Annotated in this window: 13 protein-coding genes and 1 tRNA gene; 8 read left to right on the plus strand and 6 right to left on the minus strand. The window is 41.9% G+C overall.

Annotated features, from left to right (window positions below; translation table 11 throughout):
• The first annotated feature begins 4 nt into the window (after positions 1–4).
• A complete protein-coding gene (locus SLH46_RS05350) occupies positions 5–1366 on the plus strand; it encodes an APC family permease (protein ID WP_320280126.1) in 1362 nt (453 codons plus the stop codon).
• Here SLH46_RS05350 and SLH46_RS05355 read toward each other — a convergent pair.
• The 6 genes from SLH46_RS05355 to folB form a co-directional block, all read right to left on the minus strand.
• Positions 1350–2096 carry a lysophospholipid acyltransferase family protein gene (locus SLH46_RS05355; RefSeq protein WP_320280127.1) on the minus strand — a complete coding sequence of 249 codons (747 nt, stop codon included), beginning with the start codon at positions 2094–2096 and terminating at the stop codon, positions 1350–1352. The two genes, SLH46_RS05350 and SLH46_RS05355, sit on opposite strands and share 17 nt — an antisense overlap.
• An 89-nt stretch (positions 2097–2185) precedes the next feature.
• A complete protein-coding gene (locus tag SLH46_RS05360) occupies positions 2186–4816 on the minus strand; it encodes a M14 family metallopeptidase (RefSeq protein WP_320280128.1) in 2631 nt (876 codons plus the stop codon).
• A 137-nt stretch (positions 4817–4953) separates the two neighbouring features.
• Entirely contained in the window at positions 4954–5946 is a 993-nt protein-coding gene (locus SLH46_RS05365; protein ID WP_320280129.1) for a bile acid:sodium symporter family protein, read from the minus strand.
• A 143-nt stretch (positions 5947–6089) separates the two neighbouring features.
• Positions 6090–6160, minus strand: a tRNA-Cys gene (locus SLH46_RS05370).
• Positions 6161–6227: 67 nt separating this feature from the next.
• Positions 6228–6398 (minus strand): hypothetical protein, encoded by a 171-nt coding sequence (locus SLH46_RS05375; RefSeq protein ID WP_320280130.1) that lies wholly within the window; start codon positions 6396–6398, stop codon positions 6228–6230.
• Positions 6399–6663: 265 nt separating this feature from the next.
• Complete coding sequence (gene folB / locus SLH46_RS05380) at positions 6664–7014, minus strand: dihydroneopterin aldolase (protein WP_320280131.1); 351 nt, start codon at positions 7012–7014, stop codon at positions 6664–6666.
• A 110-nt stretch (positions 7015–7124) separates the two neighbouring features.
• Here folB and SLH46_RS05385 point away from each other — a divergent pair, with 110 nt between their 5' ends.
• The 7 genes from SLH46_RS05385 (at position 7125) to SLH46_RS05415 (ending at position 17200) form a co-directional block, all read left to right on the plus strand.
• The gene (locus SLH46_RS05385) at positions 7125–8828 is read left to right on the plus strand and encodes a glutamine--tRNA ligase/YqeY domain fusion protein (RefSeq protein ID WP_320280132.1); all 1704 of its coding nucleotides are present in this window, start codon (positions 7125–7127) and stop codon (positions 8826–8828) included.
• A 249-nt stretch (positions 8829–9077) separates the two neighbouring features.
• On the plus strand, positions 9078–9467 hold the full coding sequence (locus SLH46_RS05390) for a LiaF transmembrane domain-containing protein (RefSeq protein WP_320280133.1): 390 nt from the start codon (positions 9078–9080) through the stop codon (positions 9465–9467).
• 101 nt (positions 9468–9568) lie between these two features.
• Positions 9569–10291, plus strand: a complete 723-nt coding sequence (locus SLH46_RS05395) for a LiaF transmembrane domain-containing protein (protein ID WP_320280134.1) — start codon at positions 9569–9571, stop codon at positions 10289–10291.
• Between the two features lies 1 nt (position 10292).
• Positions 10293–11348, plus strand: a complete 1056-nt coding sequence (locus SLH46_RS05400; protein WP_320280135.1) for a sensor histidine kinase — start codon at positions 10293–10295, stop codon at positions 11346–11348.
• The gene (locus SLH46_RS05405; RefSeq protein WP_320280136.1) at positions 11345–12094 is read left to right on the plus strand and encodes a LytR/AlgR family response regulator transcription factor; all 750 of its coding nucleotides are present in this window, start codon (positions 11345–11347) and stop codon (positions 12092–12094) included. Before SLH46_RS05400 ends, SLH46_RS05405 begins: the two co-directional genes overlap by 4 nt.
• Before the next feature lie 29 nt (positions 12095–12123).
• The gene (locus SLH46_RS05410) at positions 12124–13719 is read left to right on the plus strand and encodes a MutS-related protein (protein WP_320280137.1); all 1596 of its coding nucleotides are present in this window, start codon (positions 12124–12126) and stop codon (positions 13717–13719) included.
• 208 nt (positions 13720–13927) lie between these two features.
• Positions 13928–17200: a WD40/YVTN/BNR-like repeat-containing protein gene (locus SLH46_RS05415; protein ID WP_320280138.1), complete on the plus strand. Its 3273-nt coding sequence runs from the start codon at positions 13928–13930 to the stop codon at positions 17198–17200.
• The last annotated feature ends 92 nt before the right edge of the window (positions 17201–17292 follow it).

The raw sequence follows: 17292 nt of genomic DNA on the forward strand, positions 1-17292 counted from the left end.
TAGATTGCAACAGCTGCAAAAAAAACTGGAACGACGACTTGGTCTGTTCTCTGTAACCAATATTGTTATTGCCAATATAATTGGAGCCGGTATTTTCACAACCACCGGTTATTTGATGGGTTTTTTGCAAAATCCTGTAATGATGTTGGTTTTATGGGGAATTGGCGGAATGGTGGCCTTTTGTGGAGCCGTTTCGTTTGGCGAACTGGGTGCAGCTTTCCCTGAAGCCGGAGGTGAATATGTTTTTATTTCGAAACTTTACTCGCCACTGTTAGGATTTTTGAGCGGGTGGTTATCGTTAATTGTTGGATTTTCGGCACCCATTGCTGCGTCGGCAATAGGCTTTTCAAAATACTTTGTGTGGGCCTTCCCGAAACTGCAAAACTGGTTACTGTTAAGCGAAATTCTAAGCACAGAGAATTTTAGCCGGTGTTTGGCCATTCTGGTAATTATTAGTTTTAGTGTAATTCATTCGCGCGACATCATTTTAGGCGCAAGAATACAAAATGGACTTACCTTGTTAAAGATTCTTTTGGTAGTAGGTTTGATCATTGTCGGGTTGAGTTTTGGTAACGGCGATATGCAAAATTTACGGCCCGCACAAGCATTTCAATTTAACTTTGCAAACTGGAAAGCAGCCGGGTTGTCGCTGATGTTTATAATGTTTGCGTACAGCGGATGGAACTCTGCCACATATATTGGTTCGGAGATAAAAGAACCAAAACAGGTGATACCAAGGTCTTTGTTGATCTCCACGTTGGTGGTAACTGTTCTGTATTTATTGCTGAACCTGTTTTTTGTGTACGCAGTTCCCGGAGATCAAATGCGAAACGAACCTGAAATTGGCGGACTGGCTGTCGGTTTGGCTTTTGGCCCCACTGCCGAAACAGTTATTTCATTGCTGATATCTTTTGCGCTATTTTCATCATTAAGTGCCTTTATAATTCTGGGGCCACGTGTTTATTATAAAATGGCCCGCGATGGATTGTTTTTTGATTCGATTGCAAAAATAAATGCAAAACGAAAAGTACCGTCGAATGCCATTATCCTGCAGGCTGCGATTGCAATTGTGCTGGTATTATCCGGAACCTTTGAACAGATTTTGACTTACATGGGATTTTCGCTGGGTATATTCCCAATAATTGCAGTTGCCGGAAACATTAAATTACGCAGAATGAAAACCTCGGTACTTCATTTGTCCGGTTTTCCTTTTGTGCAGGTGTTTTTTATTGTAGTAAGTGTGGCTATGCTGGTGCTTGCTTATTTCGAACGGCCTGTTGAATCGAGTATTGCGGTGTTAACGGCTTTGTCCGGGATTCCTGTTTTTTACTGGTTTAAACGAAAAAAGGCTAAGCGTTCTGAATAGCCGTCAGCATCGAATCAATTTGTGCTTTTGTTTTTGTTTGCAGTTCCTTATGATCGGTCTCAGAAATTGGATTTCCATAGCGAATGGTAACGTATGTAAATGGTTTGCCCAACTGGCGAAAGAAATGCCCCACAAACGTATCCTTATCCACCCAGGCGTCATTTACATCCTTAAAATCGATAGCCATCGGTATAACAGGAATATTACCATCAGCAGCAATTTTAAAACTTCCGTTTTTAAACTTTTTGGTCAGCGGGCCTTTGTAGGTTGTTCCTTCAGGGAAAAGTATTACAGGCATCCCTTTGTCCACCGATTCTTTTATTCGCTTCATGGTTAACAAAAGGCTCTTCTGGTTTTTTCGATCAACAAGAATAGAGTTGCTTACCCGTGCACCAAGCGCTCCAAAAGGCCATTTGGCAATTTCTGCTTTACCAACCATGGCTGCTGGCGTTGTTGCTGCAACAATAAATATGTCGATGTAGCTGCGGTGGTTGGGCATTAATATGAAGTGCTCGGATGTTGGCAGTTCGTTGCTGTCTATTTTAATACCGCACATAAATAAAATAGATCGTCCCCAGGTGCCAACCACCCATTCTTGCAAACGTCGGCTAAAACCTAAGGTTTTAAGCCAAACCCAGCCGATTGTTGTTACATAGGCACTTATCAATACCACAAACAACAGCCGGATTAAGGCCAGTGGAGAGAATAAAATGATACGAACGATCTTCATTAACAATAGTTTTAGTTCCTGTTTAAGTAAGTCCCCGATAAAAGAATCAATTCTCCAACTCTTTTATCGGGGCTTACTGAGTATTTATTTTACTCCAGTAGCAAAGCGTTAAACAACAGTTTGTAGGTTCCTGAAGTTGATGCTCTGAACTGCGGATTAAACCCATAAAATACAAAGTTTCCTTTTCCTTTTTTGGCCCAAACCATTGCAGGTTTCCCTTCCAGTAATTCGTCTTTTTCGGCATAACCGCTGGCCACAACATTTTCGTACGGATAGGTAGCGATTACCCGGCGATCAACATCAAAGTAGGGGATGGAAGTACCAAAAACAGGTTTGCCTTCCGAAAAAATACAGGCTGTCTTGTCCATTCCCAAAGTAAGCGGATGATCCTGCAGCAACTCCACATTAAAGAGTGTGCCCGGAGCATAAAACCCTTTTCCTTTTATTCCTTTTGAAATGTCGCTAACCGGCAATTCAAATTCTTCTTTTTCGTCGTCGGATATTTTAATGCTTTGTACACCCAAAAACAATTCGGTCGACTCGCCCCAGCATACAATCGTTCCGCCTTCGTTTTCGAATTTCAACAACTTTTGCACACCTTCTTTTTCCATTCCTTTTATGTATTTCGGATCATAATTCGGAAGAGAAGTTTTGCCGTCGCTGCTTTTGTATTTGCCGTCCACCAAAAGCGATTTTTTGTTGTCGGGGAAAACAATTACATCGTAATCATCAAGCTCCTTCGCTTTAATATCGGCAGGACTGAAAACAGTAAATGGAATGTTGTACAAATCGAATACAAAACGTGTCCAGCCGGCATCCATATCGTGAAAAGCTGTTTCTACCAGTGCAATTTTAGGCAATTCCATTGAGGTGGTATTTTCGGTAATTTCTTCCGTAAGCTCCAACGGTTTTACCGTGATGCCCGAAAGTATTTCTTTCAGTTTATCCGAATTTTTATTGGTAGCCGAAATAATAAAATCACCAGTCTTTAACTCTGCTCCGGCAAGACTGAAAGCCTTACTTGCCCGTTGAACGTCGATTTTATTTGCCAAAGCAGCAAAAACGATTTTAAAACTTTCGTTGTTCGTTACCGGGAAAACCAGCGTTTTGCTTTCTTCAGTCAATTCGTAATCATTTTCGAAAGGGAAAGCCACTTGAGCGATATTGGCATCAATTTGTTCCACCACTTCGTCGATGCGGAATGAAGCAACACCCTGATGCAGCGGTAACGACCAGCTGGTAATGTCGTACGGTTTCATCATTTCGCCACCCGGCGTGTAATAACGTTCGGGGTATTTTTGTTTTTCCAGAACCTCTTTAACAAATGCGCGGTAAGGCTGAGCCAATGGAACAATGTAATCGCCTTTTTCGATAATACGTCCGTTGTAGGTTACCGAATTTGTTGTTTTGTAAACTTGCACGCCGTGTTCGTCAAGCAGATTCAACATCGCAATCAATTCGCTTTGGTCGTGTTGTTTTGCCGGAAAAATAAAATAGGCAGGTGCCAGTGTTTTTCCTTTTTCCACTTCGCCCTTACAAAGTGCGTTACGGTTAGTCAGGATATCTTTTTTATGGAACGAAGCCGTTTTTACTACCGAAAGCGATGAAGACACTTCGTAATCAACAATGTCGCTAAGTCGCCACCAACCACCTTCCCAAGGAGCAGGCATGTTTATGCTTTTTTTATATTCCGCCAGTCCTGAACCACCGCCGCGCAACTCATTTTTTTCAACATAAATCGGTTTTGCCAGTTGTACACTCGCACATTCCGTTAGCATCGAAATTACTCCTTTCCAGATTCCGGTTTCAGTCGATCCCGGCCAGTAATCATCAAAAATCGAGTTTTGGGTTACTCCGGTCAGACTGTCGGCGGCCATATCTTTTGCCATGTTCGACCCAAATATCCAGGTCCAGTTCCAAATTTTTTCGTCCACATTTTCAGCAATCGGATCGTGCATCGGTGGCACAAAATAGCGTGGCCCTGTGGAGCCCATCTGGTGTTTGTCGACCAAAATCTGCGGATACCAATCGGTATTGTAAATACGCGCAATGGCTTTGTTGTCTTTCTGCGTAAGTGTTACAAAATCGCGGTTATTGTCGTGCCCCACATATTTATGGTACACTTTAGGGTAACTTCCGCCTTCGTATTTTGTTCCTTTCGAATCCATGTAATGTTTCACGATCATGTCCATTCCATCGGGATTCGAAGACGGAACCATCATAAAAACCACATCATCTAATTGTTTTACCAGCGCGGGATCGGTTGAAGTTGCCAGTTCGTATGCCACCAGCGGAGCAGCCTGCGATGGGCCAACTTCGGTGGAATGCATAGATAAAGTGGCAAGAATAAAAACCTTTCCTTCTTTACTGTATGTTTCTATTTCAGATTGGGTGAGGTCGGGATTTAGCGCCAGTTCTTTATTTATTTCTTTTAAACGATCGATGTTCTGAATGTTTTCAGGCGAAGAAAATAGCAGCATGTACATCTTTTTTCCCATGGGCGACTCGCCGATTTCCAGCGTTTTTACCCGCGGTGAAACTTCAGAGATCTGTTTCATGTAGTCGATCAGCGACTCGTAATCGAGTAACATCCGGTCGGCTCCGGGCTGAAATCCGAAAAAGTCTTTCGGAAGTTTGAGTTCATCCCCTTCGTTTGCAGCTTTAACAAACGAGGTGCTTAGGAAAGCAAAAAGTAATAGTACGGCGTAAATTTTTGACATATTTCAATTATTTTATTGTATTCAAAGAAAAGTTGTCGGTGAATATAATAAAGATCATTTATACATAATTAATTTGTGCCCGTTGATAATTGTATCGATCTGCAATTTTTACATTTGAGGTGTTTCCCGGAAAGCGGTTATAAAGTTGACGGAGCGATTTCGCGGCTGTATTTTCGGGCAACCAGGCTAATGTAAAAGAGCTGAAAGGCGTGGTAGATCATTACCGGAACCAGAAACAGGCTGCCTTCAGTGGTGCCGGCAAAAAGTACGCCCACCATTACCGAGCCGTGTACCAGCGACTTTTTCGAACCACAAAACAACACGGTAATACTGTCTTCGCGATTAAAATGGAGCAGTTTGTTTAACTGTTTGGTGCCTTCAAATACCAAAAAGAAAAGACTGATGACCACCGCACCCAAAACCAGCAACGACAGATTGGGAATACTGCTAAAAATATCATTGGTAAACGAGTCGCTAAAACTACGGTATACAATGGCTAAAATCACCGACTTATCAAACAGGCTGATGCGCGCTTTGTTACGCTGCGCCCATTTTCCCCACCAGCGGTGCATGATGAGTCCTAATGTTACAGGAATAAGTATCTGAATAACCAGGTCAATAATTACACCCGAAAACTCAAAACCTGTTGCCTGCTGATCGAGAAAAAGGCTCATCCAGGCCGGCGTGAGAATAATGCCGATTACGCCCGAAATACTGGCGTTAAAAATGGCGCTGGGCAAATTACCACCTGCAATATTTACCATTACTACGGAAGAAGAAACCGTGCTGGGTAAAGCTGCCAAAAAGAAAACGGCCAACCATAACAACTCGTATGAACTTCCTTTTAATAAGGGGTAAAAAGCCAGAATAATTAGCGGAAAAACTAAAAAAGTAATGACCTGGATAAGTGCGTGCAGCCGCCAGTTGCTCAGGTCGTTTTTCAGGTTCTCGGGACTGAGTTTTAGTCCGTAGAAAAAGAAAAGCAGTGCAATTCCGGCCTTTATCACTTTCGAAAGTTCGATGATACTTCCTTCGTGACCAATGCCCGGAACAATTCGCGCCAGAACGATCATTCCAATAATGCCCATAATAAAACCATCGGGCAGGTATCTTTTTAGTTTTTCAATCATAAACACCAGGGTGTAAAATGTAAAGATGTTGATTTTTATTTAAGGAGCTCTATGAAGGTGGAGGGAATTAAAATTTGTTTAAAAGTTGGGAATGGTATTTGGGGAAATAAAAAAAGAGAGCTGTTATTGCTCTCTTTTTGTTGAGGTTCCTGGCGGAGTCGAACCGCCGTACACGGTTTTGCAGACCGCTGCCTAGCCACTCGGCCAAGGAACCTTGTACGTTTTCGGACTGCAAAAATATAAAATTTTGCAGTTCTCGCAACAGAAAAAATAAAATCAGCTTATTTTCTGCGATTTTGCCAGTTGGCATTTGTGTGTAAGTTGCTGGCACCCACCTGCCAACCTGTGTCGGTTGATTTTGGATTATTTCCCTCTGGGAGCTCTCTTTTCTTTTCGGTAGCGCACGATTTTCGGCACTTGCCTTCGTTTAAATTATTCGAACTGTAAAACATCGGTTAATGGTTGAATATTTGTTTTCGAAAATACGAAAAAGAAGTTCGAATAATTTGATAGTTATCAGTATTGGGCTGGGGATTAAATATTTAATAACATGTGGTTATGTTAGCTGGGAGCTACTGGTTACGAGTTTCGAGTTTTTTGATTAAAGCATTTCTGCATTAAAGCATTCAAAATCTCAATCCTTCAATCCATCAGCCTTTCAATCCTTCCATCCTTCGACTCCGCTCAGGATGACTTCTGTATAACTTCGATCAGAAATTATCGCTCCAACGTAACGCTTACCCGTTCCATTTCTCCACCCATTGGCGGATTCATTTTCGAGATTTTTATGCGGGCTTTTTCAATTTTCGGGAAACGGTCGTAAAGGGCATCTAAAATACGTTTGCTAACATTTTCCAACAGCGCCGATTTTTCCTGCATCACTTCTTTTATGGTTTCGTAAACAGCCTGGTAATTTAAAGCATCATCAAGGTTGTCGCTTTCGGCTGCAGCAACGCAGTTGGTTTCAAGTCGTACGTAGACTTCAAAATTATTTCCAACAATTTGTTCGGCTGCAAAATGCCCGTGATAGGCATAGAACTTCATGCCCTCTATTTCAATTACTCCCATTCCTGATTAAGATTATTGCAACAAAAGTAATAATTTGAACAGGTGTTAAGTGTACTCACAAATCATTTTTTAATTTTGTAGCCTTATTCAAAAGGGGATAACTCAAAAAAATGGCAGAAAAGGATACCAACACAAATGCGGAGGCGCCAAAAAAGGCGAACTTCATTCATGCGCAAATCGATGCTGATTTGGCTGCAGGTAAAAATGATAAACGCGTGCATACACGCTTTCCTCCCGAACCAAACGGTTATTTGCACATTGGTCATGCCAAGTCGATATGTTTAAATTTCGGGCTGGCACAAAAATATGGCGGTAAAACAAACCTTCGTTTCGACGATACCAACCCATCAAAAGAGGAAACAGAATATGTTGAATCGATAATGGAAGACGTGCGTTGGTTGGGTTTCGACTGGGAAGATCGTTTGTATTATGCATCGGATAATTTCCCGAAATTACATGCTTTTGCCGTTAAGTTAATTGAAGAAGGAAAAGCTTATGTCGACGATCAGAACGCCGAAACCATAAGCGAACAAAAAGGAACGCCGCAAAAACCCGGAACTGAAAGCCCGTTCAGAAATCGTTCGGTTCAGGCCAATCTCGATTTGTTTGAACGAATGACAATTGGCGAATTCAACGAGGGTGAAAAAGTTTTGCGTGCAAAAATAGACATGAGTTCTCCGAACATGCACATGCGCGATCCGATTATTTACCGAATTATGAAAGCGCATCATCACCGCACCGGAGATAAATGGTGTGTGTACCCGATGTACGATTTTGCCCATGGTCAGTGCGACTACTGGGAAGGAATTACCCACTCAATTTGTACCTTGGAGTTTGAAGTGCACCGTCCGTTATACGACTGGTTTGTCGATCAGTTGATGGATACCGATTACCGCCCTCGCCAGATCGAGTTTTCGCGTTTGAATCTTACATACACTGTAATGAGCAAGCGTAAACTGCTGGAGCTGGTAAAAGACGGCCACGTAAATGGCTGGGACGATCCACGGATGCCAACTATTTCAGGATTACGCCGCAGAGGTTATACACCCGAATCGATCCGTAATTTCTCGGATAAAATTGGTGTAACTAAAGTGGACGGAACAACCGATGTGTCGTTGCTTGAGTTTAGTGTGCGCGATCATTTGAATAAAATTGCACAGCGTGTAATGGGTGTTCTCGATCCGTTAAAAGTGGTTATTACAAATTATCCTGAGGATAAAGAAGAGATATTAAGTGCCGTAAACAACCCGGAAGATGAATCGATGGGACGTCGTGATGTACCATTCTCACGCGAGGTTTATATCGAGCAGGGTGACTTTATGGAAGATCCTCCACGTAAGTTTTTCCGTTTAGGACCGGGCCGCGAGGTGCGTTTGCGTTATGGTTACCTCATTAAGTGTAACGAGGTGATTAAAGACGAAAACGGCAAAATTGTGGAATTGCATTGTACTTACGATCCAGAATCGAAAGGCGGCAAATCTTCCGACGGCAGAAAAGTTAAAGGTGTAGTACACTGGGTATCGGCAAAACATGCAGTGAAAGCAGAAGTTCGTTTATACGACCGTTTGTTTAACGATGAGGAACCGGACGGGCACAAGGATGTGGATTTTAAAGAATTTATGAATCCTGAATCGTTAAAAGTGCTCGACAACTGCTACCTGGAGCCATTTATTAAAAGTTCCAAAGCGCTCGATCATTTTCAGTTCGAACGAATGGGCTACTTTAATATGGATCCGGATTCAACGCCGGAATTACCGGTGTTTAACCGAACCGTTGCTTTGCGCGATTCGTGGTCTAAAAAGCAAAATAAATAATATAGAAAAAGGTTGTTTCGAAACGGGAACAACCTTTTTTTATGCCTTAACTCCTGCGTTTTAATTCATATTTTGCTGAAATTCTTTATGTTTTAATATTGGATTTTATCAGTTTCTCGCGCACAATCTCTTTTCCGTTAATAGGAGGATTTAACCATTTACCGATTCATAACCTTTGTTAACCGAATGGAAACTGTTTGGCAGAATAGTGATTTTTACATTTGATGTTAGTAAGCAAAAAACAGCATCATGGAAAAACTGCCACAGGAAAAAACAAAACGAAAAGAAAATCCAAAAGAGGTTTTAGCATTGGTCTTAATCGGTATTGGTATTGTTTGGATACTTCAACAAACCGGATTATTTTTCAGACATTCGTTTTTAAACTTTCATGAAATTCTGAGTCCTATAAGAGGTGCTTTTCACGGCGTAGGACATTTTATATTCTCGTGGCCGATTATTCTTATAATTATTGGAGCGCTGTTGATGGCAGGTAAACATAAGGGCGGATTGGTGCTGCTTATTATTGGAGGAATATTTTTATTGCCGAAACTGTTTTTGTTCTCAGGAGCGACAATTATATTTCTGTTCCCGGTTATTTTAATAGCATTGGGAATCGGGTTAATCGCACGTTTGTTTTAACCCGCATGAAAATTAGTGTAAGGAAAAGTGAGTAATTTCCCTGAAAATAGGACAGTGTTTAGGGGATAATCAATATTTTAGGACAGTTTAAAACTTTTATCATGGATAATAAACCGGAGATTACAAACAGAAGAGCCTTTCTGGGCTTATTTCTAATTGTGGTTGGAGCATTGTGGATTTTCGAACGGCTCGACCTTATTCCGTCGTTTTGGAATGATATTTTAATCTCGTGGCAAATGTTGCTTATCGGTATCGGAGTTTTCTCCATTATCGGTGGCAACAAAACTACCGGAACAGTTCTCATTATAATCGGTGGATTCTTTTTGGTTCCCGAGGTGGCGCATATTCCGTATGAGTTGCGCCGGGTTGGATGGCCGGTACTAATAATTGGTATTGGCGTGGCCATTCTGGTAACGCATACCGGGAAACGCGGAGGAGTTGAACCTCCGCATTTTGAGGCGGGCGAACAAAAAGGAATCGATTATTTTGATGACTTTGTAATTTTCGGAGGCCGCGAAGTGTATGTAAATTCACAGAATTTTATGGGGGGAAAAACCACATCTGTATTTGGCGGTACCGAATACGATTTGCGTCAGACCAAACTTTCTGCCAATGGTGCGGTTATCGACACGCTGGCTTTATTTGGCGGCTGTGGATTTAAAGTTCCACCAGATTGGACGGTAAGAAATGAAGTAACAGCAATTTTTGGCGGCTACACCGACAAACGTGGTGCTTCTCTCAATCAGATTGTACCCGATCCGTCGAAGACTTTGGTGATAAAAGGTTTTGCAGCTTTTGGAGGAGTAGAGATCAAATACCTGTAAAATGGACTTTAGGCATCCTTTTATAAAAACGCCACGCCTGGCAATCACCTACATTGCTTTTTGGCTGGTTTTGGCTGTTGTATTGGTTTTGGTTGTTGTATCGGTTGGCGAAAGCGATTTCCTAACGGCAATGACCGACCGCTTTGCAAATGTCATTCTGTTTGGGTTTTTAGGAGTTGCCATTTGGTACGTTATCAAATTCAGTACGCTCGAAGATAACAGTCTTGGTCGTGTAATTCTGGCACATGTTATTGCCGCCTCAATAATCGTTCTCATTTGGTTATACATCGGCACAGTAATCACCAAACTTATTAATCCGGCGCAACTTGAGGAAGAAAATAATTACCTGTTTACCGGGCTTTATAACGGTTACTTGCTGTATACTTTTAACGTGGCATTTTTTTATGCTGTAAATTATTACCTGGCGTTTAAGGAGAAAACCAAGAATGAAACAAAACTGAAAGCACTGGTAAAAGAAGCCGAATTACACGCTTTAAAATCGCAAATCAATCCGCACTTTTTGTTTAACAGTTTGAACAGCATTTCGTCGCTAACAATGACCGATCCGGCAAAAGCACAGGAAATGGTGATCAACCTTTCGCAACTGATGCGGTATTCGCTAAAACACGACCAAAGCGAAAAAGTAACCGTTCAGCAGGAAATTGATAACAACAGACTTTATCTGAAGATTGAAAAAGTGCGTTTTGGTAAAAAACTGAATCCGGTTTTTGCCCTTGAAGACAATTGTTTGAAGGCCGAAATTCCGAATATGATCCTCCAGCCGCTGTACGAAAATGCAATAAAATACGGTGTGTACGAAGCTACCGAAACCATTGATGTAATTACACATTGCCGCTGCGATGACGAAAAGCTCGTTGTTACCATCAGCAATACCTACGATAAAGATGTACTCAGCAAAAAAGGCGAAGGAATCGGATTGCGAAATATCCGCGACCGCCTGCAGGTAATCTACGGAAACCCGCATTTGCTTAAAATTCAAGACAATCAAAACGAATTTACCGTAACTTTAACCATTCCACAAAATTGTAAACCATGACCGAGAAATTGCGCACGATTATTGTTGAAGACGAAGAATTGGCCCGTAACCTGATGAAATCGTTTCTGGCCGATAACGAGGCTATTGAACTGATTGCAGAATGTGAAAATGGCTTCGAGGGCGTAAAACAGATCAACGAATTAAAGCCTGATTTGGTTTTTCTCGACATTCAAATGCCAAAGATCACTGGTTTTGAATTGTTGGAGTTACTCGAGCACCGTCCAAACATAATATTTGCAACCGCATACGACCAATATGCTTTAAAAGCATTCGATTATAATGCAGCCGATTATCTTTTAAAACCGTACTCAAAAGACCGTTTGGATGAAGCCATTCAGAAAGTGGTTGAGCGTATTCAAACCGAAGGAAAAGAATCGGATGTGGCCGTTAAAGTCAGCGATTTTCCAAAAGATGAATACCTCGATCGTGTGGTGGTAAAAGACCGTCATAAAATTCATATCGCTCCGGTTGACGCCGTGCGTTACATTGAGTCGATGGACGATTATGTAATGATTTACACCAGCGAAGGCCGCTGGATGAAACAAAAAACCATGAAGTATTTCGAGACTGCTTTGAATCCGAAAAACTTTGTACGCATTCACCGCAGCTACATCGTTAAGGTAGACGAAATTGAGGAAATTCAGCAATACGAAAAGGAATCGTACATTGTTATTTTGCACGACAAAACCAAGTTAAAAGTTAGTAAAACAGGTTATAAGAACCTGAAGAATGTGTTGAATTTCTAAGTTCATAGTTATCCTCGAACAATAGCCTGATGATACTAAATCAAAAAGGGAAGATTAGAGAAGAACTGCTAAAGTCGTTTGGCGAAATTAAAAATGACTCCTTCCATTTTGATTTGATAGAAAGGTATTTCCGGGGGAAAGATAATTCGAATACTTTTCAAACGCTTTCGGATAAAACATGCAACGATCTCGATTTCGAAGAGTCGTTTATGTTTGTCGATCGAACGCATTCAAAAGTTGGTCAGCAGTTTTTATATCAAACGCTTCGTGCAATCCCAAACTCGCGTGATAATTCAGATGAAACACTGATTGATCAATTCCTGAATGATCCGGAATTCAGAATTTCAGTCCAGCTAAAGTTAGCCGAATTAAAAAGTAATGATGCTTATTATGTTAGCACGCTTTTTCAGGATGAGCACAAAAAGGCGCCGAAGTGGTTTTTTATAACCAGGATTCTTTCGGTGTTGAGTTTGGCTTCGGTGCTTTTGATTCCGGTATCTCAACAGGTAATATTTTTACTGTTTGGGATTTTCATATTAAACATGGTTATTCATTTCTGGAACAAAAGAAATTTATACCAGTATTTAGAGTCGATCCCTCAACTGTTACGCTTGGTAAAAGTTGCAACAGAACTTCATAAATATGATTGGCTTGCCGCCCAGAATAGAGAGTTGGACAATTCACTTCGAAGGATTTCAAGCATAAAAAACCGCATGGCATTTTTCCGATTGGAAGCCAAAATGGATAATGATCTGGCGGCGCTGGTATCCGGGATTCTTGAGCTTTTTAAAATACTTTTTCTTATCGAACCGATGTTTTTGTTCGGTGTTTTAAAAAAGCTGGATGCCATGCGACAGGAAATGGAAGACGTGTTCTGCTTTGTTGGAAAGATTGATGTTTTATTGTCGGTCGCTTCACTTCGTAAAGGAGTTCCTAACTATTGTGTGCCCACGATTAGTGCGCAGGCAAAAAAACTTCAGGGGAAACAAATCTATCATCCATTGCTTCCTGATTGTGTAGAGAATGACATCGATATTGATCAGAAATCGGTTTTGCTTACCGGCTCAAATATGTCGGGCAAAACAACTTTTATTCGTACCGTTGGCATTAATGTAATTACCGGTTTAACCTTAAATACCTGTTTTGCATCAGATTTTGAAATGCCACGAATGAGGGTGTTTTCGGCCATCAGAATCAGCGACGATTTGTTGAATGACAAGAGTTACTATTTTGAAGAGGTGCTTACTATAAAAACAATGTTAGACGCTGGCAAAGAGAACACACCAAATTTGTTTTTACTCGACGAAATATTTAAAGGAACCAATACCATCGAGCGGATTTCGGCAGGTAAAGCGGTTTTGTCTTCGTTGGCCGGAGGAGAAAATATAGTTCTGGTTTCCACGCACGATATTGAATTGGCAGATTTGTTGCGTGATGAATATGCTTTGTTCCATTTCAGTGAAAATGTAAATCATAAAACGGTAGATTTCGACTATCGAATTAAAAACGGGAAACTGAAAACAAGAAATGCAATCCGGATTCTTGAAATTAATGACTACCCCGAGCAGATTATAAAGGAAGCGAATGTGCTGTCTAAAACGTTGGATAATAAGAAACAAATTTAGGATAGTAACTAAGTTAGCTCCATTCTTCTTCACCCGAAATTCCTGAAAGCATTGCTACGTGACATTAATCTTCTTTCGTAAGTTTATTAATTGTTATATTAAGCGCACTTTAAAACTAAACCAAAACCGCTTGTAACAACCGGAAACAAGATTGGTTTTATATCAGTTGTTTTCTAAAAAAGTGACAATACACATTTAAAATAATTCTATGAAAAAACTCACACTGTTAATGGCGGCCGTATTTTTAATGTCGACGGTAGCCTTCTCCAAAAAGAACGAAGAGGAGAAAAAAGAAGAAGCCAAGCCTTTTGTGAATTCGGGGCTGGTTAGTGGCCTGAAATGGCGTAGTATTGGTCCGGCATGGGCAAGCGGCCGGATTGCAGATTTAGCCGTAAATCCTGACAACCACAAGGAGTATTATGTGGCGGTTGCTTCGGGTAACGTTTGGAAAACCACAAATAACGGAACCACATGGAAACCGATTTTCGACAACTACGGATCGTATTCAACCGGTGTTGTTGTTCTCGATCCGAATAACTCAAACGTGGTTTGGGTAGGAACCGGTGAAAACAACCACCAGCGGGCACTGGGTTATGGCGATGGCGTTTACAAATCGCTCGACGGAGGAAAGTCGTTTAAAAATATGGGCTTAAAAGAAAGCCGCCAAATCGGTGGAATCGTTATCGACCCGCGTAATTCTGATGTTGTTTTTGTAGCAGCTGAAGGTTCGGCATGGGGACCGGGCGAGGAGCGTGGCCTTTACAAAAGTACCGACGGTGGCGAAACCTGGAACAAGGTGTTGGAGATTAGCGAAAACACGGGTGTGAACAACATCGTAATGGACGCTTCAAATCCCGATATTTTGTATGCAACATCGGAGCAGCGCCGAAGAACTTCATTCACAAAAATTGGTGGTGGTCCGGAATCAGCTGTTTATAAAAGTACCGACGGTGGCGAGAACTGGCGCAAGATCATGAAAGGTCTACCTTCAGTTCATATCGGTGGAATGGGAATTGATGTGTCGCCGGTTGACCCGAATTACGTTTACCTGATTGTGGAAGCTGCTGAAGGGAAAGGTGGTTTTTTCCGCTCTACCGATAAAGGCGAAAGCTGGTCGAAAATGAGCGATCACCATTCAAGTGGCCAGTACTACAACGAAATTGTTTGCGATCCGGTTGATCGTGATAAAGTATATTCAACAGAAACATACTCGTTTTATACGAAGGACGGGGGAAAAACCTGGAACCGTTTTTCAAATTCAGGTCGTCACGTTGATGATCATGCCATTTGGGTTGACCCGACTGATACTGATCACCTGATGATTGGTGGCGACGGTGGTTTATACGAAAGCTTTGACGCAGGTTCAACTTTTATTTTTAAAGAAAACCTGCCAGTTACGCAGTTCTACAAAGTATACCTTGACGATGCTGAGCCATTTTACAATGTGTACGGAGGAACACAGGACAACAACTCAATGGGTGGTCCTTCGCAGAATACAAGCCGCGATGGTGTGATCAATGAAGAGTGGTTCCCGACATTGGGTGGCGATGGTTTTGGTGGCGCTGTTGAGCCCGGAAATCCTGACATCGTTTATTCAGAGTACCAGTATGGAAACGCATATCGTTACGATAAAAAAAGCGGCGAAAGCTTAAGTATTAAACCGCGCGAAAGAAAAGGTGAGTTGACCTACAAATGGAACTGGAACACGCCTTTGTTTATCAGTCCGCATAAAAGCACACGTTTGTACATGGCTGCCAACAAGGTTTTCCGTAGCGAAGACCGAGGTAACACCTGGGAAGTGATCAGCGATGATCTGACTGCTCAAATCGACCGCACATCTATTCCGGTAATGGGTAAATACTGGCCAGCCGAAGCCGTTGTTCGCGATGTATCTACTTCGCAGTGGGGAACAATTATGGCACTTGAAGAATCAAAATTACAGGAAGGTTTGTTGTATGCCGGAACCGACGATGGAATTATTTCGGTTACTGAAGACGGTGAAAACTGGAGCCAGGTAAAAAGCTTCCCGGGAGTGCCGGAGCTGACCATAGTTAGCGACATTTGTGCCGACCGTTTTGATGCGAATGTGGTTTACGCCACTTTCGATAACCTGAAACGCGACGACTTTAAACCATACGTTTGCAAGAGTACCGACAAAGGTAAAACATGGACTTCCATCTCGGGAAATCTTCCTGAGAATGGTTCGGTTCACGCAATTATGCAGGATTTTGTTCGTCCTGAGTTGTTGTTTGTGGGAACTGAATTTGGCATCTTTTTCACTGTTGACGGTGGTGCCAACTGGGTGCAGCTAAAATCAGGAATGCCAACTATTCCGGTATTCGATATTGCTATTCAGGAGCGTGAAAACGACCTTGTTGCGGCAACATTTGGCCGCGGTTTCTACATTCTTGACGACTACAGTCCATTGCGCGAAATATCAGCAGATCTTGAAAATTCGGAAGCTGAAATCTTCCCAATTAAAGATGCGAAGATGTTTATTCAAAACAGTGGAAAAGATAATCAGGGTAGCAACTACTTTGCTTCTAAAAACCCGGAATACGGTGCTACTTTTACTTATTTCCTGAAAGAAGTGCCAAAAACACAAAAGCAGCTTCGTAAAGAGGAAGAGAAAGAGTTGTTCAAGGAAGGAAAGCCGATTCCGCAACCAAGCTGGCGCGAATTGCAATTGGAAGGTCAGCAGGAAAAAACGCACCTGATTTTTACCATTTACGATAACGACGGAAATGTGATCGATCAGTTTACTAAAGCTCCTTCGAAAGGTGTGAACCGCGTTAACTGGAATATGACTTACGCAGCTACTGCCAACGTTCGTATTCGCGATAAATTTGATCCGATTACCAGAGCCGGCCGTGGTATTATGGTAATGCCGGGAACTTACAAAGTGGGTATGAAATTGTGGCACGAAGGTGAATTGAAAGACTTGGTTGAGCCGGTTGCATTTACCTGCAAAAAGTTAAACAATACGGTATTGCCGGCTGCAGATTATAACGAAAATGTTGAGTTTGCACAGAAAGTGAATAAACTGGCGCTGGCGGTTACAGGAACCAGCAGAATGATCAGTGAAACAACTGCAAAAGTTGAGCAGATTAAACAAGCTATTTATGCCACTCCGGGTGCCAGCCAGGAATTAATGGATAAGGCACGCGCCATTGGTGTGGAGCTGGAAGCGCTTAACTTTAAAATGAACGGTGTGCCGGCAAAAGCAAGTGGGGAAGAAGTACCTCCGGCGCAGGTTGCGCTTAACAGCCGTTTGCGGCATATTACCTATACGCATATGGGATCGACAACGGGAATTACCACTACCGAAAAACAAGCGTACGAAATTCTTACAGAAGAATTCCCGCCGGTATTGGAAGCATTAAAAAACATTGTTGAAAAAGAAGTTCCCGCTTTGGAAACTGAACTCAACAAAATGAATGCACCTTGGACTCCGGGACGTATGCCGGAATGGAAAAATTAAATTAGCCTCGAGGTAATTCAGCAGGTGACTTGAAGTCACCTGCTGAATAATAGAAAATGCCACCTGTATTAATTAGCAGGTGGCATTTTTTA

Source organism: Draconibacterium sp. IB214405, from assembly GCF_033963885.1.
Classification (GTDB): domain Bacteria; phylum Bacteroidota; class Bacteroidia; order Bacteroidales; family Prolixibacteraceae; genus Draconibacterium.

What these genes read in the sequence shown, in the direction of transcription:
- SLH46_RS05410 (WP_320280137.1), top strand. Translation starts at nt 12,124, where the DNA reads ATGATACTAAATCAAAAAGGGAAGATTAGAGAAGAACTGCTAAAGTCG.
- SLH46_RS05375 (WP_320280130.1), bottom strand. Translation starts at nt 6,398, where the DNA reads ATGTTTTACAGTTCGAATAATTTAAACGAAGGCAAGTGCCGAAAATCG.
- SLH46_RS05395 (WP_320280134.1), top strand. Translation starts at nt 9,569, where the DNA reads ATGGATAATAAACCGGAGATTACAAACAGAAGAGCCTTTCTGGGCTTA.
- SLH46_RS05390 (WP_320280133.1), top strand. Translation starts at nt 9,078, where the DNA reads ATGGAAAAACTGCCACAGGAAAAAACAAAACGAAAAGAAAATCCAAAA.
- SLH46_RS05415 (WP_320280138.1), top strand. Translation starts at nt 13,928, where the DNA reads ATGAAAAAACTCACACTGTTAATGGCGGCCGTATTTTTAATGTCGACG.
- SLH46_RS05360 (WP_320280128.1), bottom strand. Translation starts at nt 4,816, where the DNA reads ATGTCAAAAATTTACGCCGTACTATTACTTTTTGCTTTCCTAAGCACC.
- folB (WP_320280131.1), bottom strand. Translation starts at nt 7,014, where the DNA reads ATGGGAGTAATTGAAATAGAGGGCATGAAGTTCTATGCCTATCACGGG.
- SLH46_RS05365 (WP_320280129.1), bottom strand. Translation starts at nt 5,946, where the DNA reads ATGATTGAAAAACTAAAAAGATACCTGCCCGATGGTTTTATTATGGGC.
- SLH46_RS05405 (WP_320280136.1), top strand. Translation starts at nt 11,345, where the DNA reads ATGACCGAGAAATTGCGCACGATTATTGTTGAAGACGAAGAATTGGCC.
- SLH46_RS05400 (WP_320280135.1), top strand. Translation starts at nt 10,293, where the DNA reads ATGGACTTTAGGCATCCTTTTATAAAAACGCCACGCCTGGCAATCACC.
- SLH46_RS05385 (WP_320280132.1), top strand. Translation starts at nt 7,125, where the DNA reads ATGGCAGAAAAGGATACCAACACAAATGCGGAGGCGCCAAAAAAGGCG.
- SLH46_RS05355 (WP_320280127.1), bottom strand. Translation starts at nt 2,096, where the DNA reads ATGAAGATCGTTCGTATCATTTTATTCTCTCCACTGGCCTTAATCCGG.